Below are 22,644 nucleotides of genomic sequence, written 5' to 3'. Positions count from 1 at the left end.
GTCATCGCCCCCGTCCGAGCTTGGCCAGCCACGGCGCCTGCATGTAGGCGAACGAGGAGGGCGCGCCGATGAGCTTCTTGTCCAGGATCAGGAACAGCGCGGGATGGACCATCGGGATCCAGGGCAGGTCGGCCATGACCAGCCGGTCGGCCTCGATCATGGCCGCGGCCCGCTGGTCCGGGTCGGCCTGGGTGCGGGCGCGTTCGAGCGCGGTGTGCAGTTGCGGATTGTCGTATCCCGAATAGTTCTGCGCGCCTTTGGGTTCGGTGTAGCTGGCGATCAATGCCGCGGGATCGGCGTAGTCACCGTAGGTGGTGGTGCTGAACGCGTCGACGCCCTCGCGGGCCTTGGGGTCGGTGAACAGATTGATGTAGTTCTGCGGGGAGACGTTGGACAGGCTGGCGTTCAGACCGATCGAGTCGGCCGCCTCCAGCCACGCGTTGGCGGCGGTGTTGACCGTGGACAGTCCGGTGGAGGTGGCGATGACGAACGGCTTCCCGGCGGCTCCGGCCTCGTGGATGAGCTGCTTGGCCCGCTCGAGATCGGGCGCGGGATCGGGCGCCGCGTTCCAGGCCGCGGTGAAGGCGTCCTTCCCGTACCCCCAGGTACCCGGATTGGTGGACATGCGCGGCCCGACCGCATTGCCGCCGTACACCGCGGCGCTGAAGGCGTTGCGGTCGAAGGCCAGTGACAGCGCCTGCCGGACCCGCAGGTCGCCGAGCACGCCAGTGAGATTGGCGGGGATCAGGAATTCGGTCTCGCTCGAGGGTCCCTTGTGGATCTCGACATTCTTGATCTGCTCGAGCTCCCGAAATGTGGAGGTGTCGGTCAGATAGGTGCCGCTGATCTCTCCCGTCGACAGGCCGGTGGTGAGGGTGGCCGCGTTGGAGACTCCGCGGAAGTCGATCCGGTTGGTCATCGGTTTCAGCGACGGATCCCAATAATCCGGATTGGCCGCCACCGTCAGCGTTTTCCCGGCCGTCCACTCGGCCAATTTGTACGGCCCGGTACACATCGCGCCGCCGTCGGGCGTGCCATAGCGTTGCCCCTGACTCCGGGCATACCGTTCCTCGATGACCACCCCTGCCATCGACGAGAGTTCCCCGGGCAGCCAGTAATCCGGGCTGCTGAGGGTGAGCGTGACGGTGTCGGGACCATCGACGGAGATCTTGGTGATGCGGTTGAGGACCGTGCTGTAGAAGCCGCCGGTCTGGGTGTCCATATTGCGTTGCAGGCTGAACACGACATCGGCCGGTGTCAGTGGATGACCGTCCCAGAAGCGCACTCCCGCACGCAGTTTCAGGACCAGGCTGGTCGGGGTGGCGAAGTGGTATTCGCTGGCCAGCCCGGGCGCGAGCGAACCGTCGGGCTGCTGCCGCAGCAGCGATTCGCACAGCGTCGAGACCACGGTGTTCTCCGGGTAGTCGAACGCGGTGGCCGGATCGATCGTGGTGGGGTCGCGATACAGCGCCCAGGTGGCGCTGTCCGCGGGCCCGGCCGCCGCGGCGGTCATCGAGGGGAGGCCCAGGAAGTTCGAGCTGGAGATGGCGGTGGCGGAGGTTTCCGGCCGTCCGCCACACCCGGCCAGCAGAGCTGTCGCACAGGTGGCCAGGGCGACCGATTTCATTGTGGTGATGCGCATTTCGTCCCTCGGAATGTCGTGGGCCTGTCTCGGTGTGCCGCGGGCGAGCCGCCGGGCACGGGAGGGGTGGTGCTGTTATGCCTCGACGGCGGCGGATTCGGCGGTGAGAGCGCCGTAACTGGCCGGGCGGCGGGTATCGAACATGCCGAAGGTGAGCCAATCCCGACGCTGGTCCAGATCCAGGTCCGCGACCAGGACGGTGTCCCGGTCCCGCGGTGCCCGCACAATCGTCCGCCCGTACGGATCGGAAATGAACGACGATCCGTAGAAGGTGATGCCGTCCTCGTGCCCGATCCGATTCACCGCGACCATGAAGGTGGCATTCGCCAGGCCATTGGCCGCGATCATCTGATGCCACATCGGCAGGGTGTCGAACTCCTTCAATTCGGGATCACTGCCGATCGCGGTCGGATAGACCAGGATCTCCGCGCCGCGCAGCGAATACACGCGAGCCAGTTCCGGGAACCACTGATCCCAGCAGGTGGGGAAGCCGAATCGGCTGCCCGCCGCGTCGATCACCGGGAATCCGCTGTCATCGGAATCGAAGTAGCGGTCCTCGTGATAGCCGGGGAACTGGGGAATGTGCAGTTTGCGGGTGCGGGCCAGCACCTCGCCACCGGGCGCGACCAGGATCGCGGTGTTGTACCCGCGGCCGGTGTCGCTGTGCTCGTAGAGCGAGGCGTGCACCAGAATGCCGTGGCGGGCGGCCAGTTCCCGCGCGAACGTGGTGGTGGGACCGTCGGGAATGGCCTCCCGGTGCGCCGCGGCCTCGGCATTGTCGGGCACGGTCGCGAAGTACGGGCTCAGGGTCAGTTCCTGCAGGCACACCACCTGTGCGCCGAGCAGCGCCGCGCGGGCGACGCCCGCGGAGAGGACCGCGCGATGTTCGTCCGGATCGGCGTGCCAGCGGGTCTGCACCGCGCCGACCCGGATCGGGGTCCGCGTCGGCGGATCGACGCGAGCCGGTGAGGAAGCCGGCGTGCCGATCGCCGTGACGGTGACGAAGGTGCCGTCATCGGTGTAGTCGGGTCCGTGGGAATCGAGGTCGCTCACAGGTTCGCCTCCGTGCTGGTCGCGGCCGGGATCTGCTGGGTTATGCAGTGGACGCCACCGCCGCCGAAGGCGACGATATTGCCCGGTACGCCGACGACTTCCCGATCGGGGAAGGCCTTGCGCAGGGTGTCCAGCGCGGGCTCGTCGAGTTCGTGTCCGGCGGTCGGGGTGATCACCGCGCCATTGGCGACATAGAAGTTGGCGTAGGCGACCATGGTGTCGGTGCCGTCCGGCAGGGTGGTGACCGGGAATTCGGGCAGTTCGTAGATCTCGAACGGCCGGCCCGCGGCGTCGGTCGAGGACCGCAGGACCTCGAGGTTGGCGGCCATGCGCTCGTAGTCGGGCAGGTCGGGATTCGTACAGGTCTGGGCGACCACCGCGCCCGGCCGCACGAACGTGCAGACGCCGTCGACGTGTCCGTCGGTGTGGGTGTCGTCGAAATGCCCGTAGGGCAGCCAGATCACGGTGGTGATGCCCAGTCGCAGCCGCAGCTCGTCCTCGATCTCCTCCCGCGACATCGACGGGTTGCGATTCGGGTTGAGCAGGCACTGCTCGGTGGTGATGAGGGTGCCCTCGCCGTCGACGGTGATCGAACCGCCCTCGAGCACCATGCCCGACGCGTGGCGATCGAAACCGAGGGCCTGGAGCACCCGCCCCGCGAGCGCGTCGTCCTTGTCGTAGGGCAGGAATCGTTCACCCCACGAGTTGAAGCGGAAGTCGACGCCCGCGCGCCGGCCGTCCCGATCGCGCACGATCAGCGGCCCGGAATCCCGGATCCAGGAATCGTCGATCGGCATTTCGACGACATCGACCGCCCGGCCGCACGCCTTGCGCACCTCGTCGGCCTGACCGGGATTGGCGATCATGAGCACCGGCTCGAAGTCGCCGATGGCGTTCGCGGTCGCGGCGTACTCCGCTTTCGCTTCCTCGAAGTAAGGGCCCCACAGGCTTTCGCGGGTCGGCCACGCCATGAGGCAGCGCTCGTGGGGCGCCCACTCGGCCGGCATTCGCCAGGTCGTGGTTGTACTGCTGTCCATTTGCGTTCTTCCGTTCGTTCGGACGTCGAAACGTAGGGGCATCTTCACACTGACCAAATTGTTAGTCAATGGCGCTGACCAGGCTGGACCTGCTGCGATACCTGCCGGTCAGCGGGTTGCGGTCAGTTCACCGGAGCGGGCGGGGTGGCCAGGTCGGCGAAGAACTGGAACAGGGCCACCGCCGTGATCGGGCCGCCGACGGCGATCAGACCGACGGCCGCGCCCAGCGGTGCGGTGGCGGCGGCGGTGACCAGACAGCCGCCGATCGCGCCCGGGATCGCCAGCGTGCCCAGGGTCGGGATGCCCGCGCCGGCGCCCAGCAGCGCACCGCCCGCGACGCAGCCCACGGCCGCGCCGATCGCGGTCCCGATCAGGGTGCCGACCGCCGCGCCGATGGTGGCGGCACTGGAGAAGTTGGCCAGCGCCTGGTTGTAGTTGGGATTGGCGGTCGCGTCGATCGAGGTCAGAGTGGGCGTTCCCGCCAGAACCGGCACCGCCGCGGCCGGATCGGTGCCGGGCGTCAAGGTGGCGGTATTGCCGTCGATGCGGGCCGCGATCGGCCAGACCAGGCCCTCTCGCTGATAGCTCAGCGGCAGCACCGCGACCGGTGCGCCAGTGCGGTCGAGCACCTCGAACCGGCCGTCCCGGGCGGCCAGCGAACCGGCGTCGGTGGTCACCACGACCGAGCGGTCGACCAGGGCGGCCCGGTACTGGATGCCGGGCGCCGAGGTCGGTGAATCCGGCTGCGCACCAGCGACATTCGCGGTCATCGAGGTGGTGGCGAGGGCGGCCGCGGCCAGGGCGGCGGTCGTGGTGATCGAGCGAAACTTCATCCTGATCTCTCCGGTTGGGGATGTTCGATGGGGAACAGTGTGCGCCGCATCACTCCCCCGATAGCCATGCCAGTGTGTCTAAATTTTCAGTCAGTATTCGCCGTCCCGTCCACTGGATGTGCGACGGATTCCGCACTACAAGTGCAAGACGCGCCAGTACGGGCGCTCTCGATTGAATTTTCAGTCAGGGCTATCATCGCGGTAGCCCTGCGATCGCTCATGCGATCGGAACCATCAATGGACCGGACAATGAGGAGTGGCGCGATGCGGCGGCGGCGATTCTTTCAGGTGAGCGTGGCGATGGCGGGCGGCCTGCTGCTGGCCGCGTGCGACGACACCGGCTCGGAGACCAATGACACTCCGCCCAGCCGGGTTCCGCACGACGACCGCACCTGGCTGATGCCCGAGGAGGGCGATCCGCACACCCGGACCTGGATGGCGTTCGGCGCGAGCGAACGGGTCTGGGGCGCGGAACTGCTCCCGGTGGTCCGCCACAACCTGGCCTCGATCGCGCAGGCCATCGCGCGGTTCGAGCCGGTGTCGATGCTGGTGCGTCCCGAGGAGATGGATATCGCGCGCGGGTTGATCGGCGGCGCGAACGTCGAACTGGTGCCCGCCGCGCTGGACGATCTGTGGATGCGCGACACCGGGCCGGTGTTCGTGAAAGGCGGCGGGGCGCTCGCGGGGGTCGACTTCAACTTCAACGGCTGGGGCGGGAAACAGGCGCACGCCCAGGATGCGAAGGTCGCGCAGATCGTCACCGGCCGGGCCGGGGTCGAAACGCTGCACACCGGTCTGGTGCTCGAGGGCGGCGGGATCGAGGTCGACGGTCAGGGCACCGCCATCATCACCGAAAGCTGTGTGCTCAACGACAATCGGAATCCGGGGTGGACCAAGCCCGAGGTGGAGGCCGAGCTGCGCTACCTGCTCGGAATCGAGAAGATCATCTGGCTGCCCGGCATCAAGGGGCATGACATCACCGACGGGCACACCGACTTCTACGCCCGCTTCGCCCGCCCGGGTGTCGTCGTGGCGGGCCTCGACACCGACCCCGAGTCCTACGATCGCGACGTCACCGAGCGTCACCTCGAAATACTCAGGGGCGCAACGGATGCGCGCGGCAATCCGTTGCAGGTGGAGGTGATCGAAGGTCCGGCACAGGTCCGCCCGCAGTACCGGAACGAGAAGGACTTCGCAGCCGGGTACATCAACTTCTACGTCTGCAACGGTGGTGTCATCGCACCGCAGTTCGGCGATCCGGACGGCGACGCGGCCGCCAAGGACACCCTCGAGCGTCTGTTCCCGGACCGCGAGGTCGTGCAGATCGATATCGACGGCATCGCCGCGGGCGGTGGCGGGATCCACTGCACCACCCAGCAGCAGCCGGTCGGCTAGCGCGGTGCGGGAACGCGAACGGCACATCCTGGAGGCGGCGGTCCGGGTGATCGCCGAGGACGGGGTGCAGGGAGTGCGCATCGGCAAGGTCGCCGCCGAGGCCCGCGTCTCGACCGCACTGATCTACCACTACTTCGAGGACCGGGCGGGCGTGCTGCGCCATGCCCTCGAATACCTGGATCTGCGGGCGGCGGCGCACATCGAGGAGGCGGTGCCCGCGGACCTGGGCCCGCGCGCCGCTCTCGACCAGATGCTGCTGGTGGAACTGCAGAGCGCGCTCGACGTGCGCATGCACTGCATCGCATGGGGTGAATTGCGGGCCAGCGCCGTGTTCGCCCCGGATCTGCGGGAGACATTGCGGTCGACCACCGGTGAATGGGTCGACCATGTCGCGGAGGTGATGCGGGAGGCGGTCGAGACCGCGCACGGTACCCCCGCGCCCGACCTGACCGGCGCGGCCGAACGCCTCACGACCCTGGTGGAAGGCTTGAGCAAACGGTGGCTCAGCGGGTCCTGCACCATCGAGCGGACCCGTGAATTGCTTTCCGGCGCAATCGCCGCCGAGCTCGCCGCGATCTGATCGGTGTCAGACCCGGCCCAGTTCGGCGACGACCGCGCCCGCGAGCAGTTCGCGGGCGCGGGCCAGGTCCAGGGAGCCGCTGAGCCAGCGCTCACTGAGGCCCTCGACGAGGGCGGTGAGGCGTTCGGCCGCGGCGGTCGGGTTGACGTCGCGGACCGCGAGTCCCGCCTCGCGGGCCCGCTCGATGAGGGTGGCGGTTTCCTCGACCCAGCTCTCGGTCGTGGTGCGCAGCTGTTCGCGCAGATCCTCGGAGAAGACCGCGCTGGCCCGCAGTTCACCCCAGGCGATGCTGTTGTTGCGCACCTCGGGAACGTCCTGGATCTCCAGCAGCAGCATATGTTCCAGCGCGGCACGGGGATTGGCGATCGCGAACGCCGAGTCGGTGTAGCGCTGCGCCTGCTCGTTGATGAATCCCAGCGCGGCGTCGAGCACGCCCGACCGATCCTTGAAGTGGTAGTAGATCAGCGCCGTGGAGACTCCGGCTTCGGCGGCGAGCTTCTCGATACGCAGCCCGCGCACGCCGTCCTGGGCGATGACGCGAATGGCTGCTTCCAGGATCTGAGTCTGACGGTCGGACACGGAACCTCACTTTACGGATGTGCCGGATGATCGGACGTATACGGGTCCCGAGGTGTGGGTCGAGTGCTCGGGTTCGCGGGTTCCTGCTGGGTGGTGCAGTGGATGCCGCCGCCGCCCGCGGCGATGCCGTCGATCGGGATCTGCGCGACGTAGCGGTCCGGGAACAGGCGGCACAGGGTGGCATATGCCGCCGAATCCGCTCGGGGGTCACCGAATTCGGGAGCGATCACCGCGCCGTTGCAGACATAGAAGTTGATGTAGCCCGCCGCGAAGTCCTCGCCGTCGAACTGCGGGCGGACCCGCGACGGCCCCTCGATCACCTCGACCCGCAAGGGCCGGCCCAGGGCGTCGGTGGCCGAGCGCAGGATCTCGAGATGTGTGTGGGTGACGTCGTAGTCGAAGGAGTCGGGGTCGGTGTCCAACCCCGCCACGACCACACCCGGCCGGGCGAAGCGGGCGTAGAAGTCGGTGTGCCCGTCGGTGATGTCGTAGCCGGCGATGCCCGGCAGCCAGATGATCTTCTCGAGTCCGAGCAGGTAGCGCAGCTCGTCCTCGACGTCCTTCTTCTTCCAGCCCGGGTTCCGATTGTTGTTGAGCACACAGCTTTCGGTGATGATGGCGGTGCCCTGACCGTCGACCTCGATCCCGCCGCCCTCGAGCACCAATTCGGCCGGCAGGGACTCCACCCCCGCCGTGCGGGTGACGAAGTCGGCCACCTTGCGATCCTGCCGGGCCTTCTGTTTCCCGCCCCAGCCGTTGAAGTTGAAATCGACCGCGGCCATGCCGTTCTCGCCGTGTACGAAGACCGGTCCGGTGTCACGCATCCAGATGTCGTCGAGCGACGCGGGGATCAGGTCGACACGGGGATCGGTGAGCAGGCGGCGGGCCAGCTCGAGGTCCTCGGGGCGGACCACCACCGAGACCGGTTCGAATCGCGCGATCGTCAGCGCGATCCGCGCCAGATCGTGCTGGACCTGCGGCAGCAGACGTCTCCCCCACACCGCCTCGTTCGCGCCGAAGGCCATCCAGGTCCGCCGGTGCGGATCGCCTTCCTCCGGCATCGACCAGCGGCGGCCGTCGTCCTCGAAGTCGCGCGAATCTCCCAGCAGGCGGCTCAGCGCACCGCTCGCGAATCGGCCTATACCCATGCTTTCTCTCCCGTAATTTCCGAAAGCCCCGCACACCGACTCTAATCTTGACTGAAAATTCAGCCAATACGGCACGCGGGGCGGCCTCAGTGATCCCGCAGGTGGTCTAGTCCACCGGTTCCTGCTGCGTGGTGCAGTGGATTCCGCCACCACCCCAGGCGATGCCGTAGATGTTCACCTGCACGATCTGCCGGTTCGGGAACAGCCGGGCCAGGGTGGCCTTGGCGGCCGAATCCGCTTCGGCGTCACCGAATTCCGGGGCGATGACCGCGCCGTTGCAGACATAGAAGTTGATGTAGCCGGCGGCGAAGTCCTTGGTCTTGTACTCGGGCCGGACCTGGGTCGGCGCCTTGATGACCTCCACCTGCACCTGGCGGCCGCGCGCATCGGTGGCCGTCTTCAGGATCTCGAGGTGGCGCTTGGTGACGTCGTGGTCGTAGGACTTCGGGTCGGTGTCGAGCGCGGCCACCACCACCCCGGGCCGGGCGAAGCGGGCATAGAAGTCGGTGTGACCGTCGGTGATGTCCTGCCCCGCGATGCCGGGCAGCCAGATGATCTTCTTCAGCCCCAGCAATGTGTCCAGTTCGGCCTCGACATCTGCCTTGCTCCAGCCGGGATTGCGATTGGCGTTGAGCACACAGCTCTCGGTGATGATGGCCGTGCCCTCGCCGTCGACCTCGATCCCTCCACCTTCGAGCACCAGCTCGGTCGACACGGTCCGCACCCCCGCACGACCGGCGACCAGGCTCGCTACCCGCGCATCCTGCCCGTGCGCCTGCTTGTTGCCCCAGCCATTGAAGTTGAAGTCGACCGCGGCCTTGCCGCCGCCTTTCACGAACACCGGCCCGGTGTCGCGCATCCACAGATCATCGAGCGCGGCGGGCACCAGTTCGACGTTCGCGCCGCCGATCAACCCGCGCGCGATATCCATCTCCTCGGGACGCACCAGCATCGACACCGGCTCGAACCGCGCGATGGCCTGCGCGATCGAGGCCAGGTTGCGCCGGGCCTCGGGCAGCACGTCACCGTAGGCGGCGCTCGCGCCGAACGCCATCCAGGTGCGCTTGTGCGGCTCCCCCTCCTCCGGCATCGACCACGGCCGGTCGCCGCCCCCACTGCCGGTGGCGGGCATGGCCGAGGCGGCCTTGGCGGCGAGGAGCACCCCGCCGACCACGCCGATACCCGTCTGAACGAACCGACGACGCTGCATACAAATCTCCCAAAGATCCGGTCTTGCTCGAAGGCTGCCACGGTATCCCTGACTAAAAATTTGGTCAAGGATTGGCGACGGGAGTCACCTGCCGTCGCGAACAGGTCGGTGCGTCAGGGTCAGCGGGGCGGGGCCGACAGAATCCGCGGGTCAGGACGCCGCGGCACGGCGGTAGGTGGTGTGTCCGGCCAGCCAGGTCTCCACCACCTGGATATCCGGGATCGCCTGCGGGGCAGCAGATCTCGGGTCGGTGTCCAACCACACCAGATCCGCGCCGGAGCCGAGGGTCAGAGTCCCCCACGGGGCATCGCGGAGATCGGCGAAGGCCTGGTGGGCGACGCCGGCGGTGTAGGCGTCCAGGGCGGTGGCGATGTCGAGGAGCTCGGCGGGAATCCAGCCGCCGCTCGGTTCGCCCTCGGCGGTGCGGCGGGTCACCGCTGTGGCGATGCCGTCGAGCGGAACCGCCGACGACACCGGCCAATCGGAGCCGAACGCCAGGCGGGCGCCGCCTTCGACCAGGCTCCGGAAGGGGTATTGGCGTGCGGAGCGCCGCGCGCCGAGCCGGGGCATGGTCAGATCCACCATGACCCGGTCGAGTTGCGCCCACAGCGGCTGCACATTCGCCACCACGCCGAGTTCGGCGAAGCGTGGAATGTCGTCGGGGCTGATCAGTTGCGCGTGGGCGATCACCGGTCGCCGGTCGCGCGGACCGTTGCGGGCGGCGCATACCGCGACCGCGTCGAGTGCCGACCGCACCGCCGCATCGCCGATCGCATGGATGTGCAGCTGGAACCCGGCCGCGTCGACGGCCGCGGCGGCGTCGGCCAGCGCCGTGGGCTCCCAGGTGCGCATGCCGTGCGAATGGCGGTGCGTGCAATACGGTTCGAGCAGCGCCGCGGTCTCGTTCTCGATGATGCCGTCGGCGAAGAACTTGACCGAATTCGCGGTCAGCAGTGGGTGATCGAGGGTCCGGACCCGGTCGCGGGAGGCGAGCAGGGTGGGCAGGTCCTCGGCGAACCGGCGAGGGTCGGCCAGCAGCGCCAGGTTCACGCGGGTCGACAGCGCGCCGGAACGAGCGGCCTCCAGGTAGACGGCGACGTCGGACGCCTCCACCCAGGCGTCTTGTACCCAGGTGACGCCGTGCCGGGCGTACCGCGCGGTGGCGCGGCGCAGGGCGTCGACCCGCGCGGTGGTCTCGCTCGCGGGTGCGGCGGCCAGGAGCAGGTCCACCGCCCCGGCCTCGCGCAGCGTGCCGAGGGGGCTCCCGTCCGGTCGCCTCGGGATCTCGCCGAGCACCGGCTCGGGTGTGCCGGCGGTGATGCCGGCCAGTTCGAGCGCCGCCGAATTGCACCAGACCGTGTGATAGTCCCAGGCCCGCAACATGACCGGGCGGTCCGGGACCGCGGCGTCGAGCCAGGCGGCGTCGAAGAGCCCGTCGGGGGCGAGACTGCTGTCGTAGCCCGCGCCGACGATCCAGCCGGGGCCGGGATGCCGCCCGGCCCATCGACGCAGCACCTCGGCGATCTCGGAAACGCTTGTGCAGGTTCGCACCTGGGGTCCGACGTCCTCGAGTCCGGCGAAGACGGGATGCGCGTGGCCCTCGCCGAACGCGGGCATCAGGAAGCCTCCGCGCAGATCGACGGTCCGCAGATCACCGGCCGGCACGGTTCGGGACCACCGCAGGGCGTCCGCGCCGACCGCTACGACGCAGCCGTCCGCGATTCCGAGCGCCTCGCATTCGGGCATTCCCGGCGACCAGATCGACCCACCGATGAACAATGCGTAGCGCTTCCGGGGGCCATCGGCACGCAAATGACGCTCCTTGCTCTTGCACAGCATTCGCAATGTGAGTCACATGAACTGAAGTCATTATGCGGGGAATTCGGGAATACGCAAACCGCCTTGTCGGCGAAACTTGACAACAGGTCCGCGCCAAAACGTACATTGGCATCGAGCGGCCGATTTGCCTGCGAGACCGGCGCATCCATCCGCCGCTTTCATGCCCTCTACCTGCGAGTACATCGAAGGTCTCGGCCGAACTCCAGCCCGCGTCGACACCCACACAGTCGGCCTTCGGTGAGGCATCGGTCACACTCCCGATCGCCACTCGGATCTCGATAGAAACGCTGCCCTGCCTTTATTGCCTAGCACTATCAATCAAAGAGTGATTTCTGATTGGTTCTATCAATTTGGGCTCGCTAGTTTCGAAAAGGAGATCCCATCACCTTTCGGAATGAGGCCAATTCATGTCGCTGATCAACAAGCGGATCAAGTCCTTCTCGGCGGAGGCGTTCAAGGACGGCTCCTTCGTGACCGTGTCGGACGCGGACATCCAGGGCAAGTGGGCGGTCTTCTTCTTCTACCCGGCCGACTTCACGTTCGTGTGCCCGACCGAGCTCGGCGACCTCGCCGACCACTACGACGAGCTGCAGCGCCTGGGCGTCGAGGTCTTCTCCGTCTCCACCGACACCCACTTCACGCACAAGGCGTGGCACGCGTCCTCCGACACCATCGGCAAGATCAAGTACGCCATGATCGGCGACCCCGCGCTGCGGATCAGCACCGACTTCGGGGTGCTCCGCGAGGACGAGGGCCTGGCCGACCGCGGCACCTTCCTGGTCGACCCGGACGGCGTCGTCCAGTTCACCGAGGTCACCGCGGAAGGCATCGGCCGCAACGCATCCGAGCTGCTGCGCAAGGTCAAGGCCGCCCAGTACGTTCGCTCGCACCCGGGCGAGGTCTGCCCGGCCAAGTGGGAAGAGGGCGAGGAGACCCTGGCCCCGTCCCTGGAGCTCGTCGGCAAGATCTGATCCGCCGACGCCTGCCCGCACCCGTTCCCGACTCATCGGAGGAGACCCGCATGCTCGACGCCTCGCTCGCCCACCAACTGAAGACACTGCTGGAGAAGGTGACTCGGCCGATCGAGCTGGTGTCCACCCTCGATGACCGCCCCAAATCCGCGGAACTCGCCGAACTCCTCGACGAGATCGCGGGCCTGTCGGATCTGGTCACCCACACGCGCACCGGCGACGACCCGCGCCGGCCGTCGTTCGTGATCCGCCGCGTGGGCACCGGCATCGAGGTCGGGTTCGCCGGAATCCCACTCGGACACGAGTTCTCGTCCTTGGTCCTCGCGCTGCTGCAGGTCGGCGGCCACCCCTCCAAGGAGGCCGCGGAGCTGCTCGCGCAGGTACGTGATCTCGAGGGCGAGTTCCACTTCGAGACCTACTTCTCCCTGTCCTGCCAGAACTGTCCCGATGTGGTGCAGGCACTGAACCTGATGTGCGTGCTGAACCCGAACATCACGCACGCCGCGATCGACGGGGCACTGTTCCCGGACGAGGTCGACAATCGCCAGGTGCTGGCGGTGCCGAGCGTGTTCCTCAACGGTGAACCGTTCGGGTCGGGCCGGATGAGCCTCGAGCAGATCGTCGGCCGGCTCGATGTCGGGGCCGCGGCACGCACCGCCGCCGCGATCTCCGAGAAGGACCCGTTCGACGTGCTCGTCGTGGGCGGCGGACCGGCCGGGGCCACCGCGGCGATCTACGCGGCGCGGAAGGGAATTCGGACCGGAGTCGTGGCGGAACGCTTCGGCGGTCAGGTGCTCGACACGGTCGGCATCGAGAATTTCGCCTCGGTGCCCTACACCGAGGGCCCGAAGCTCGCCGCCGCGCTGGACGACCACGTTCGCCGGTACGACGTCGACATCATGAACGCGCAGCACGCGACGGCGCTGACCCCCGCGGTCACGGAGCAGGGCCTGGTCGAGGTGGAACTCGGGAGCGGTGCGCGGCTGCTGGCGCGCAGCGTGATCCTCTCCACCGGGGCGCGGTGGCGGTCGATGAACGTTCCCGGCGAGACCGAATACCGGAACAAGGGCGTCACCTACTGCCCGCACTGTGACGGCCCCTTGTTCAAGGGCAAGCGCGTGGCGGTGATCGGCGGCGGCAACTCCGGTGTCGAGGCCGCCATCGATCTGGCCGGAATCGTCTCACACGTCACGCTGGTCGAATTCGACGCCGAGCTGCGAGCCGACGAGGTCCTGCAGCGCAAGCTCCGCAGCCTCTCCAATGTCGACATCCTGCTCAGCGCGCAGACGACCGAGGTGGTCGGCGACGGCGCCAAGGTCACCGGCCTGACCTACGCCGATCGCACCACCGAAGCGTGGCATTCGATCGACGTGGACGGCGTCTTCGTCCAGATCGGACTGCTACCCAATACCGAATGGCTCTCCGGCACTGTCGATCTCACCCCGCGCGGCGAGATCGTCATCGACGATCACGGCCACACGTCCGTTCCCGGCGTCTACGCGGCCGGCGACTGCACCACGGCCCCGTTCAAGCAGATCATCGTCGCCGCCGGCGCCGGAGCGACGGCCGCCCTCGGCGCGTTCGACCACCTGATCCGCACCAGCCCGGCCCTCGAAACCGGTGCGCGATAGCTCAGCTGATACGGGGTGTTCTCACGATCGGGGCACCAGAGGGAGCGAGGGCGGGAAGGTGACCGGCACCCTGACCGGGGCACGATGGAAAGTGCTGGTGCGCCACGGCAGTTCGGCCAGGGGAACCGCGAGTTTGATGTCGGGGAGGGCATCGAGAAGTTGATCCAACGCCTCACGGGCGATGATGGAGGCTATCGGCTGGGCCGGGCAGGTGTGCGCGCCCGAGCCCCAGGCGAGGTGGGAGCGGTTGCCGGTGTGATCGCCGGAGACGGCGGGGTCATTGTTGCAGGCCGTGATGCTGATCAGCACCGGCTGGTTCACCGGGAGCCAGGTGTTGCCGACCACCTGGGGTTGCTGCGGGAAGCGGGGGCACGCGTTGGCGAGTGGCGGGTCGGTGAACAGGACCTTGTCGATGGCATCGCGCAGTTGGAGGGAGCCGGCCAGCAAGTCGTCATGGAAGCTGGCGTCGTCGGCCATCAGGACCAAGGCGCTGACGATGAGATTCCAGGTCGGTTCCGCGCCCATGGCGTAGAGCTTGGCCAGTTGTTCCACGATCTCGGCGTCGTCGAAGCCGACGGCGTGGCCGATCAGGGTCGAGACGACGTCGCGGTCCGGGGCGCGGCGCCGCATGGCCACCAATTCGGCCAGGGCGGCGCGGAATCGGCGCTCGGCGAGGTCGGCGGCGGCCGGGTCAGCGGCCTCGATCAGATCCATCAGTGCGGCACCGGCTTCGGCGCCGAGCGCGGGCGGCAGGCCGATCAGGTCGTCGAGGACTCGCAGGGTGAGGGGACGGGCGTAGTCGGCGAGCAGATCGGCGTACCCGATGCCGCAGAAACTGTTGATCAGAGGCAGGGCAGCGGATTCGACGGTGCCACGCAGCCGGTACTGATCCACGTCGGCCATGGCGGCGAGATAGGCCGCGCGGTGTGTCGATCGCCCCGTGTCGGCGGACTCCGCAGGGCCCCACTCCATGATGGGCATGACCGGGCAGCGCTCCGGAATGGTCGGTTCCCAGGCGCGGGAATCGGCCGGAAAGTGCTGGGGGTCACCGAGAATCCGTAACGCTTCGCGGTAGCCGAGGACCAGCGTCGCCGGGACTCCCGCGGCCAGTTCGATGGGCGCCACGGGGCCGTACCGGCGGCGGAGGTCCTCGTAGGCGCGGTGCGGGTCGGCCGCGAATTCCGGCGAGTGCAGCTTCACTCGTGCGGCCTCGCGCCATGGTTCGGCATCGGCAACGCGAACATCTTCAAGGTGCAACTCCCATGAGCGAGTGGAACATGACCGGTGAGAAGAGCTCGAAAACAACGACGTCAGTCGGTGATTGCTGTAGGGATGCGATCGGCGCTGTGCCACATCGCCATCCGGAGGTTCACGGATCCGGCAGTCCGGCCCGCGGCGATGCTACCGACGTGGCGGAACGACCGTGATACGCCTGCGTTCGGGGCTGCCCATTAAACATGCTCCGCTGTAACAGGTTTCGCTCACTCCTCGGATGCTACCCGCAGCTACCATCGCGCGCATCCCGAATCAAGGGGGACGGACGGGCCCGCCTCGCCGGGTTGCTCGAAAATTGTCAGAGGTTAGCTGATCATTTGTCCAGGTCCACGGCCGATCGGGCCCCGAATCGAAGGCGCCCCGGCCGAGGATCCTCGCATTAGACGACTCGATTTGAAGCACACTGTGCAACAATACGTTTCGTGTCTCGTTTGCCCTACCGCAACACTGCGGCTCCCTCGGAGCCGCAGCATGAGGTGATGGCGCGAACGACTTTCCTCGACGACCGGTCGACAGGCGAGATCGCCCGAAGGTGGGCGATGGGTTGAACTCTCGACAGGTCATTCCATCGGGCCGCTGATTCCCGATCGATCGACAGCTTCCGCTGGTTTTCGGTAGCCACACACCCCGGCCACCGAGCCATGCGTGATGCCAAGTGACGCAGGACATGTCGCTTGGATTCGGTAATGAGTGGAAGAGAAGGCGAAGTCATGGTCTCTCAGGAAAACGTGGACAGTTTCGCGGATCTGTTGTTCGGCAGCCGTCGTGCAGCAGCGCAGCGGTACAACAAGCTGTTCGGTGAAGAAGGATTCGACCAGGATTGGTGGGCCGCGACCAAGGATCCCGGGGCCCGGGCCTACGAGCGGTATCTGCGCATGTTGCCGAGCCTGTCGGCGGTGGAGACGGTGTCGGATCTGCGCGAGTGCCTGACCCTGCACGAGCAGTCCACCGTCGTCGATCCGCATCTGGGCGCTCTGCTGACCGTGCAGGTGAACCTGGTGCTGGGCACCCTGCTCGAACAGCATTCACGCACAGGGGAAGTCGACACCGCGTTGACGGAACTGCTCGCGGGCCGCGCGGTCGGCGCCTACGTGCTCACCGAGGTCGGCCACGGCAGTGACCTGAACAACCTCGAGACGACCGCGGTGTACGACCCCGCCGACGGTGGCGGCTTCGTCCTGAACACGCCGACCGATTCAGCGATCAAGTTCATGCCGACGACCGCCGCGCCGCCGGTCGAGGGCATCGCGCGGTTCGGAATCGTGTTCGCGCGGTTGATCATCGGCGACACCGCGCACGGTGTGTACCCGTTCCTGGTGTGGATGTGTGACGCCGATGGACAGGTACGACCCGGTCTCACCATCCGCCGCATGCCGGAGAAGCCGGGCCTGGGCATGGACAACGCCATGACCCGCTTCGACAACGTCCGGGTGTCGCGCGAATGCCTGTTGTCGCACACCGGAACCCGCATCGACGACAATGGTGAGCTGATCTCGCCGATCCCGCGGGACAACCAGGTGTGGCGCGCCATCAGCCGGGTGCGCGTGGGCCGACTATGCATCTCGGGCATGGCGGCGGCGGTGTCGCGGGCCGCGGTGTCGATCGCCGTCCGGCAGTCCGCGCAGCGCGATATCGCGAGCATGTCGGGCGGGCGGGTGCCGCTCATGCAGGTGCCGGCGCACTACGCGCCGCTGCTCGAGGCCGTGGTCGACACCTATCTCGCCACCTCCGCGGTGGAGATCGCCGTCGACGGCTTCGCCGATGTGATCGATGCGGCGGACGACGAGCAGGGTCCGGCGCTGACCGATCTGGTGTCGCTGACCAAGTACTTCGCCACGTCCACCGCGCTGCGGGTGTGCGGCGAGGTGCGCGACCGGCTCGGCGCCCAGGGCGTCTTCGCCCACAACAAGATCGTCGAGTACCGGGCGCTGCGGGATGCCGCGGCCACCGCCGAAGGCGACAGCTATGTGATCGCCCTGCTCGCGGGCTACCGCCGGCTGTTCGGGCCCGACCAGTGGACCCAGGAATGCTGGGACGAACTCGAGCCCTGTGACCTCGACACTCCGGACAGCTGGGTGAAATGGATGGGCGCCCGCGCCCTGTTCCTGCAGCACCGCGCGCTCGAGGCCTACGCGAACACCACCGGCGACCGGCAGGCACGGTGGGACCGGGTCTACGACCTCGCGCTGGCCGCCGCCGACGCGCACACCGCCCACCGAGCCGCGCAGCGACTGGCCGAACGCGCCGCCGAGCTGCCGTCCGGTCCTCGACGGGTGATGGAGAACGTGCTCACGCTCTTCGCGGTGCGGCAGTTCCTCGCGCACGGCGCGGACCTGCTGCCGGACGGCCCGCTGCCCAAGACGCGTGAACCGTTGCGCGACATGCGTGTCCAGCTGCACGAGATGCTGGCGCCGCACCTCACCGAGCTGGTCGGGGCCTTCGAGCTCGAAACCGGTTCCTTGCGCACGGTGTACAACTCCGACAGCTATATCGAGCAGTGCGCGACGGCGCTCCGGCTGGGCTGACGACACGCACAGCACACGGCTGACAGGCCCTCGGGATGCCGGTCACCCCGGCATCCCGAGGTGTGGTCAGAACAGGGTACGCGCGGGCGGGAACACCACCGGCAGGTTCGCCAGCGATCGGTGGAAAGGTCCTGGCCGCCACACGAGTTGGTCGACGGGGCAAGCCAGCCGAAGTTCGGGTAGGTGGTCGAAGAGCTGATCGATGGCGTTCTGCGCGACCAGGTACGCGACGTCCTGCGCGGGGCAGGTATGCGGTCCGGTGCCCCAGGCGATATGCGCGTTGTTGCCGGTGTAGCGGCCCACGATGGCGGGGTCGTTGTTGCAGGCCGCCATGCTGGTGACCACCGGCTGATTGGCGGGCAGCCACGTGTTGTCGACCATGGTCGGCCGGACCGGGTAGGTGATCCCGAAGTTCGCGAGCGGCGGGTCGGTGAACAGCAACTCGTTCATCGCATCCCGGGTCGTCAGCGCGGCCACTCCGGAGAACCGTTCGTCGGTGAGCATCAGCAGCAAGGTATTGGCGATCAGGTTGGTCAGCGGCTCGATGCCGGCGCCATAGATCGTCACCAGCTGGTGCACCAACTCCTCGTCGGTGAGATCCGCCGCATGGACCAGCAGCCGCGTGGTGACGTCATCGCCCGGCTGCCTCCTCTTGAGGCTCACCAGCTTGCCGAGTGCCGCCACGAACAGCGCGTTGCCCTCTTCGGCCGAGTTGCCCTCGAACATCATCGCCATGCCCTGCGCGACCTGCTGGCCGATATCCGCGGGGCACCCGACCATGACGTTGAGATAGGCGAAGGTGACAGGGAAGGCGTACTGGCTGATCAAGTCGGCCTGCCCGTCGGTACAGAAGGTGTTGACCTGCGGGATCACGATCCCTTCGATCACATCGTCGACCTGGTACAGGTTGATCGCGTCGATGCCGTCGACACTGGCCTTTCGATACCGCGCGTGCTCGTGGCCCGCGCTGCGCAGCGCGTTCGGCCGGTACTGCAACATGGGCAGGATCGGGCAGTCGGCGGGAATGTCCTGCTCCCAGACACGAGGATCGGCCGGAAAGCGATCCGCGTCATTGTTGATCGCGACCGCGTAGCGATAGCCGATCACCAGGGTGGCGGGGATGCCGGGCGAAAGTTCCACCGGGGCGAGGGAACCGAACTTCTCGCGCATGGCGGCGTAGAAGGAGTGCGGGTCGGCGGCGAACTCGGGTGCGTACAGCGGCACCGGGCTTCGATCGAGGAGGTTGGGGCTAGAATCCCCAGCGGGCTGCATGTCGCCAGATCATACCCATGGCTGTGTGTTGTTGCGCTGCAACGTCTCGGCGCACCAGCCGCCCCAATCATGCTCCACTACACGTCAATACAGTCGATGGTGGCGATGGAAAACAGACCATGCGGAAAGACACGTGCTCCCGGGGATGCACGGTACTCGGTCGGTGCGCGCCCTGTCGCCGAATTCGGGCGCGCACCTTGCGCATTGAGCGTCAGCCCGGAATCTGGTTGGCCAAGTCGTTTCGCCGGAAGTCCGAGAACTGTTGGGAGTCGGTGCAGACGCCGCAGTTGGGGCCGAAGAATTCGGTGCGGGCGTTCGCGTCGTCCATCAGCCAGTAGCGGAGCCAGGCGGTGGAGGGGCCGCGCATGTCGCCGCCCGTGATGCCGGTGCCGAAATGGGTGGCGCCGCGGAGTTCGGCGTATTCGGCGGGGACCTGGTCGGCATTGTTGTACATGGCCTTCACCAGGGCCGGCCATACGATGGCGTCGAATTGGCCGGCGAGGAACAGGACCGGCTTGTGGAGCTGGCTGACGTCGTTGAGCGGTCCGGGCTGGATCGCCGTGACCACGTCGACCCGGGGGTCGACGGCGGCGTTGATCGCGCCCGATCCGCCCTGGGAGTGGCCCGCGGAGCCGATCCGGTCGAGGTTGACCTTGCCGTAGAAGACGCTGGACGGGTCGGCGTTGAGCTTCTCGATGAGGTCGATGCCGCTGCGCATGGTGATGGCGAAGTTGCTCACCGGCGTATTGGCGGCCACCACGATGAAGCCGTGACTGGCGTAGTGCCGCAACAGCAGGGTGTACGCCCCGGGCAGCACGCCGGTGCCGTTGCCCCAGATGATCACCGGGTGTTTCTCCCCGTGCGCGCCCATGGTCTGCGGGTAGTAGAGCGTGTGCACGACGCCGATGCTGACCTCGGGCGAATAGGGCCCCGCCGCAGCCCAATTCCGGCCGACGCTCGGGATGCCGTCCGCGTGGGCGGGGACCGCGACGGCGGTGAGAGTCAGCGCGGTGACCGCGGCGGTGAGGACCGCCGCCAGTGTGGTGCGGAGGTTGGAAGTGCGAATGCGCATGCGCGAAACACCTTCCCTTTCGATTGATGACTCGGCCATTTGCCTGGCGGGAAAGCTATTGCGCATGCCTGAGGTGTGCGGCCGGAATTCTCGCCTCGGCGCAATTCTTGTGCCCGAGCACATTACGGCGACCGCGAGATTGTCTCGCCTGCCCAGACCGGTTATCGGCGGGCCGCCTCCACGGCCAGGGCGAGCTCGATCATGGCGCGCGGTTCGGCGATGGACCGGCCGGTGAGTTCCTCGATCCGCCGCAATCGGTTCAGCACGGTATTGCGGTGGCAGTACAACGCCGCGGCCGCGCCCGCCGCCGAGCCGCCGGCGTCGAGCCACGCGGTCACGGTGGCGAGCAGGACATCGCGTTCGGCCGCGGGCAGTCCGAGCACCGAGCCGAGCACCACGGTCCGGAGTCGCTCGGCGAGTTCGGACTGCGCGGCTACCAGTGCGGCGGGCAGGCGCTGATCCAGCACCACCACCCGAGTGTCGGGTGCGCCGGTCTGCAACGCGATCTCGGCCAGCCAACGGGCCCTGGCCAATTCGGCCAGCGAGCCCACGACGGGACTGATCCCGGCCGCGACTCCCTGCTCGCGCAGCAGCCGCGCCGGCTCGGTCAACGGGTCGCCGCCGAGCGCGATCAGCCCGACCTCGTGATCGGCCCGGATCCGCCACAGGATGTGGAAGCCGTCGGTCGCCGGGTGCCCGCGGTCGCGGGGCAGACTCGCGCCGCCGACCGACCGCACCGCGGCCACCGCGTACCGGGCCCGCTCGGGCAGGCCGAGGACCGCCGACGCCTGCGCGACCAGGCCCGCTCCCCCGCCCGCGGGAAAGGCCGCCCCCGGACCGCCCAGCAGTACGTCGAGCACCGCGTTCCGTCGCTCGCCGTCGCGCGCCAGTCGCTCCGATTCCATCGCCTGGTAGGCGTCGGTGACCGCGCCGATGAGAAGGTCGACGATGTCCCACAGATCACCCACGCACGGCAGCAGATCGGGCAGCGAGGCCGGATCCCGTTCCGCCACCGTCTCGATCATCGCCTCCCACAGCAGCCGGCACCCGCGCCGGTACGCGTCCTGCAGCGAGGACAGCGGCAGCCCTTGCGTTGCCCGGGTCCGCCCGGTCCAGGTCGCGTCGGACAGATCGACCGGCCGGTCCTCGGACCGGTCCAGCATCGAGGCCACCGTCTGCCGCAGGTTGCGCAGGATGGTGTCCCGCAGCTCCCCGGGCGCGATCAGCGCCGCGTACGCGGCGTCCTCGGCGAGGATCCGCTCGGACAGTCCACCGGCGATGCCGGGCAACCGATCCGAGAGCGGCTCGGCCACGGCGGTCAGGATGTGCGATGTCTTGCCACGGTCCAGCACCCGGCCGCCGCCCTTCTCCACGAACGATCCCGCCGCCGCGCACCGGTGCGGGACCAGCACTGTAGCCCCGTGCCCGAACCGCTCGTTCGTGTTTCTACCCTGTGGAACTCAGAACCTGTATCGCAGGGTCGCGGCGGCGGGTGCGCCATCGGGCATGTCCTCGGTGCGAACCGCCAGCACCCGGCCGTCGGACAGGAGGACTCGTCTGCTGATCTCGTCGACGACACCTGGTGCGTCGGAATCCGATTCGCTCTCCAGGGTCACCGCTCCGTCGTCCGGGGCGACGGCTCCGGGCACGGTCACGTCGATGTCGACCAGCAACGTGTCGATCATGCCGAGGGTGGCGGCGCGGGCGATATCGGCGATGTCGGTGGTCGCTCGCCCTTCTGCGCGTCGCTTGTCGAACAAGGCGTGCAGGTCGGCCAGTTGGCTCGCGTAGTGAGTGTCGAGAATGATCCGGGCCCGGGCGCCGAGTTCGGCCGCGGACAGCTGCTCGGGATTGCCCGGAATGGACTCCGCCAGCAGGTCCGGGTAGCTGTTGACGGACCGGTACAGCGATTCGATCGGCTCGGCCGCCGCGAGAATCAACGGAACTTCCCGCCCTGTCAGCAGATCCCTCAGCCCCTGGTCCACGGCCCTGGCGTATTGCCGCACCCGCACTTTGCGCCCCTCGGTCCCCTGAATCCGGCCCTTGGGCGCACGGCCGCCCAGCGATGCCTTGCGGGCATGATCGGCGGCGCTCACCGGAAGGCCCGGTATCCGCGTCTCCTCGGCGCCACCGTCCGAGCTGACCTCGATCAGACGGACAGCGCCCTCCGACAGGGCGAGCACGAAGGCCGCCTGGGGAAACGTGGTCGCCCGCAGCAGCGGTTTGAGGTGGAATCTGGATCCTACGAAGACGCCTTCCCGCAAGCGATTCGGGAGGCGATAGGTCCGCACCCGTTCCGGAGTGGCCAGGGCCACCAGCGTATTGGACTGGAATCGCCAGAAGTCCTCGTCGTCGACCAGGTCGTCGAACTCTTCCTGTAGCGACGCACGAGCCTGGCGATCATCGATCCCGCCCAGCGCCTCGCGCACATGGTTCGAGAATGCGATGCGGTTCTGATCCGGCGCCGCGGTGTCGGCCACGGTCGGGGTGTATATCGCGACACTCCACGGTTCGGCCTCGGCGGCCAGCGCTTTGATCTCGCCTCGTGTCGGAACATCGGTGTGCAACATCTGGCCTCCTGC

General features: G+C 67.8%; 17 protein-coding genes and 1 pseudogene. 5 read left to right on the top strand and 13 right to left on the bottom strand.

Going from position 1 to position 22,644, the window contains the following annotated elements:
• Position 1: 1 nt before the first annotated feature.
• The 4 genes from ACQP06_RS16160 to ACQP06_RS16145 form a co-directional block, all read right to left on the bottom strand.
• Entirely contained in the window at positions 2 to 1,642 is a 1,641-nt protein-coding gene (locus tag ACQP06_RS16160) for an ABC transporter substrate-binding protein (protein WP_433672944.1), read from the bottom strand.
• Between the two features lie 75 nt (positions 1,643 to 1,717).
• Positions 1,718 to 2,695, bottom strand: a complete 978-nt coding sequence (locus ACQP06_RS16155) for a nitrilase-related carbon-nitrogen hydrolase (protein WP_433672943.1) — start codon at positions 2,693 to 2,695, stop codon at positions 1,718 to 1,720.
• A complete protein-coding gene (locus tag ACQP06_RS16150; protein ID WP_433672942.1) occupies positions 2,692 to 3,732 on the bottom strand; it encodes an agmatine deiminase family protein in 1,041 nt (346 codons plus the stop codon). Before ACQP06_RS16150 ends, ACQP06_RS16155 begins: the two co-directional genes overlap by 4 nt.
• 122 nt (positions 3,733 to 3,854) lie before the next feature.
• Positions 3,855 to 4,565, bottom strand: coding sequence for a hypothetical protein (locus ACQP06_RS16145; protein WP_433672941.1), 711 nt, complete (start codon positions 4,563 to 4,565; stop codon positions 3,855 to 3,857).
• A gap of 264 nt (positions 4,566 to 4,829) precedes the next feature.
• On the opposite strand from ACQP06_RS16145, the gene ACQP06_RS16140 reads away from it, so the two are divergent.
• Positions 4,830 to 5,960 (top strand): agmatine deiminase family protein, encoded by a 1,131-nt coding sequence (locus ACQP06_RS16140; protein ID WP_433672940.1) that lies wholly within the window; start codon positions 4,830 to 4,832, stop codon positions 5,958 to 5,960.
• Between the two features lie 4 nt (positions 5,961 to 5,964).
• The gene (locus ACQP06_RS16135; protein WP_433672939.1) at positions 5,965 to 6,540 is read left to right on the top strand and encodes a TetR/AcrR family transcriptional regulator; all 576 of its coding nucleotides are present in this window, start codon (positions 5,965 to 5,967) and stop codon (positions 6,538 to 6,540) included.
• A 6-nt stretch (positions 6,541 to 6,546) separates the two neighbouring features.
• Here ACQP06_RS16135 and ACQP06_RS16130 read toward each other — a convergent pair whose 3' ends face one another.
• The 4 genes and pseudogenes from ACQP06_RS16130 to ACQP06_RS16115 form a co-directional block, all read right to left on the bottom strand.
• Positions 6,547 to 7,119, bottom strand: a complete 573-nt coding sequence (locus tag ACQP06_RS16130) for a TetR/AcrR family transcriptional regulator (RefSeq protein ID WP_433672938.1) — start codon at positions 7,117 to 7,119, stop codon at positions 6,547 to 6,549.
• A 77-nt stretch (positions 7,120 to 7,196) separates the two neighbouring features.
• Positions 7,197 to 8,301 (bottom strand): annotated as a pseudogene (locus tag ACQP06_RS16125) (agmatine deiminase family protein); the annotation flags it as partial.
• A gap of 72 nt (positions 8,302 to 8,373) precedes the next feature.
• Positions 8,374 to 9,477, bottom strand: a complete 1,104-nt coding sequence (locus ACQP06_RS16120) for an agmatine deiminase family protein (RefSeq protein WP_433672937.1) — start codon at positions 9,475 to 9,477, stop codon at positions 8,374 to 8,376.
• A gap of 150 nt (positions 9,478 to 9,627) precedes the next feature.
• On the bottom strand, positions 9,628 to 11,223 hold the full coding sequence (locus ACQP06_RS16115) for an amidohydrolase (RefSeq protein ID WP_433673341.1): 1,596 nt from the start codon (positions 11,221 to 11,223) through the stop codon (positions 9,628 to 9,630).
• Positions 11,224 to 11,723: 500 nt separating this feature from the next.
• Here ACQP06_RS16115 and ahpC point away from each other — a divergent pair, with 500 nt between their 5' ends.
• Together ahpC and ahpF are read left to right on the top strand one after the other, a co-directional pair.
• On the top strand, positions 11,724 to 12,287 hold the full coding sequence (ahpC, locus tag ACQP06_RS16110; protein ID WP_433672936.1) for an alkyl hydroperoxide reductase subunit C: 564 nt from the start codon (positions 11,724 to 11,726) through the stop codon (positions 12,285 to 12,287).
• A gap of 50 nt (positions 12,288 to 12,337) precedes the next feature.
• On the top strand, positions 12,338 to 13,918 hold the full coding sequence (gene ahpF / locus ACQP06_RS16105) for an alkyl hydroperoxide reductase subunit F (protein ID WP_433672935.1): 1,581 nt from the start codon (positions 12,338 to 12,340) through the stop codon (positions 13,916 to 13,918).
• A 21-nt stretch (positions 13,919 to 13,939) separates the two neighbouring features.
• Here the strand turns inward: ahpF and ACQP06_RS16100 are convergent, their stop codons facing one another.
• Positions 13,940 to 15,118: a cytochrome P450 gene (locus ACQP06_RS16100; protein WP_433672934.1), complete on the bottom strand. Its 1,179-nt coding sequence runs from the start codon at positions 15,116 to 15,118 to the stop codon at positions 13,940 to 13,942.
• A gap of 785 nt (positions 15,119 to 15,903) precedes the next feature.
• Here ACQP06_RS16100 and ACQP06_RS16095 point away from each other — a divergent pair.
• Positions 15,904 to 17,718, top strand: coding sequence for an acyl-CoA dehydrogenase family protein (locus ACQP06_RS16095; RefSeq protein WP_433672933.1), 1,815 nt, complete (start codon positions 15,904 to 15,906; stop codon positions 17,716 to 17,718).
• Positions 17,719 to 17,784: 66 nt separating this feature from the next.
• Here ACQP06_RS16095 and ACQP06_RS16090 read toward each other — a convergent pair whose 3' ends face one another.
• The 4 genes from ACQP06_RS16090 to ACQP06_RS16075 form a co-directional block, all read right to left on the bottom strand.
• A complete protein-coding gene (locus ACQP06_RS16090) occupies positions 17,785 to 18,990 on the bottom strand; it encodes a cytochrome P450 (RefSeq protein WP_433672932.1) in 1,206 nt (401 codons plus the stop codon).
• A gap of 211 nt (positions 18,991 to 19,201) precedes the next feature.
• Entirely contained in the window at positions 19,202 to 20,062 is an 861-nt protein-coding gene (locus ACQP06_RS16085; RefSeq protein ID WP_433672931.1) for an alpha/beta hydrolase family protein, read from the bottom strand.
• A gap of 161 nt (positions 20,063 to 20,223) precedes the next feature.
• Positions 20,224 to 21,474: a helix-turn-helix domain-containing protein gene (locus tag ACQP06_RS16080; protein ID WP_433672930.1), complete on the bottom strand. Its 1,251-nt coding sequence runs from the start codon at positions 21,472 to 21,474 to the stop codon at positions 20,224 to 20,226.
• Positions 21,475 to 21,522: 48 nt separating this feature from the next.
• The gene (locus ACQP06_RS16075) at positions 21,523 to 22,632 is read right to left on the bottom strand and encodes a hypothetical protein (RefSeq protein WP_433672929.1); all 1,110 of its coding nucleotides are present in this window, start codon (positions 22,630 to 22,632) and stop codon (positions 21,523 to 21,525) included.
• Positions 22,633 to 22,644: the final 12 nt, after the last annotated feature.

Origin of the sequence: Nocardia sp. CA-136227, from assembly GCF_050955695.1 — a bacterium.
In the GTDB taxonomy this organism is placed as follows: Bacteria; Actinomycetota; Actinomycetes; order Mycobacteriales; family Mycobacteriaceae; genus Nocardia.
The sequence above is the reverse complement of the archived record's forward strand: the minus strand, read 5'-3'. Positions and strand labels throughout refer to the sequence as shown.

What these genes read in the sequence shown, in the direction of transcription:
- ACQP06_RS16095 (WP_433672933.1), top strand. Translation starts at nt 15,904, where the DNA reads ATGGTCTCTCAGGAAAACGTGGACAGTTTCGCGGATCTGTTGTTCGGC.
- ACQP06_RS16115 (WP_433673341.1), bottom strand. Translation starts at nt 11,223, where the DNA reads ATGCCCGAATGCGAGGCGCTCGGAATCGCGGACGGCTGCGTCGTAGCG.
- ACQP06_RS16075 (WP_433672929.1), bottom strand. Translation starts at nt 22,632, where the DNA reads ATGTTGCACACCGATGTTCCGACACGAGGCGAGATCAAAGCGCTGGCC.
- ACQP06_RS16140 (WP_433672940.1), top strand. Translation starts at nt 4,830, where the DNA reads ATGCGGCGGCGGCGATTCTTTCAGGTGAGCGTGGCGATGGCGGGCGGC.
- ACQP06_RS16120 (WP_433672937.1), bottom strand. Translation starts at nt 9,477, where the DNA reads ATGCAGCGTCGTCGGTTCGTTCAGACGGGTATCGGCGTGGTCGGCGGG.
- ACQP06_RS16160 (WP_433672944.1), bottom strand. Translation starts at nt 1,642, where the DNA reads ATGCGCATCACCACAATGAAATCGGTCGCCCTGGCCACCTGTGCGACA.
- ACQP06_RS16085 (WP_433672931.1), bottom strand. Translation starts at nt 20,062, where the DNA reads ATGCGCATTCGCACTTCCAACCTCCGCACCACACTGGCGGCGGTCCTC.
- ACQP06_RS16145 (WP_433672941.1), bottom strand. Translation starts at nt 4,565, where the DNA reads ATGAAGTTTCGCTCGATCACCACGACCGCCGCCCTGGCCGCGGCCGCC.
- ahpF (WP_433672935.1), top strand. Translation starts at nt 12,338, where the DNA reads ATGCTCGACGCCTCGCTCGCCCACCAACTGAAGACACTGCTGGAGAAG.
- ACQP06_RS16090 (WP_433672932.1), bottom strand. Translation starts at nt 18,990, where the DNA reads ATGCAGCCCGCTGGGGATTCTAGCCCCAACCTCCTCGATCGAAGCCCG.
- ACQP06_RS16150 (WP_433672942.1), bottom strand. Translation starts at nt 3,732, where the DNA reads ATGGACAGCAGTACAACCACGACCTGGCGAATGCCGGCCGAGTGGGCG.
- ahpC (WP_433672936.1), top strand. Translation starts at nt 11,724, where the DNA reads ATGTCGCTGATCAACAAGCGGATCAAGTCCTTCTCGGCGGAGGCGTTC.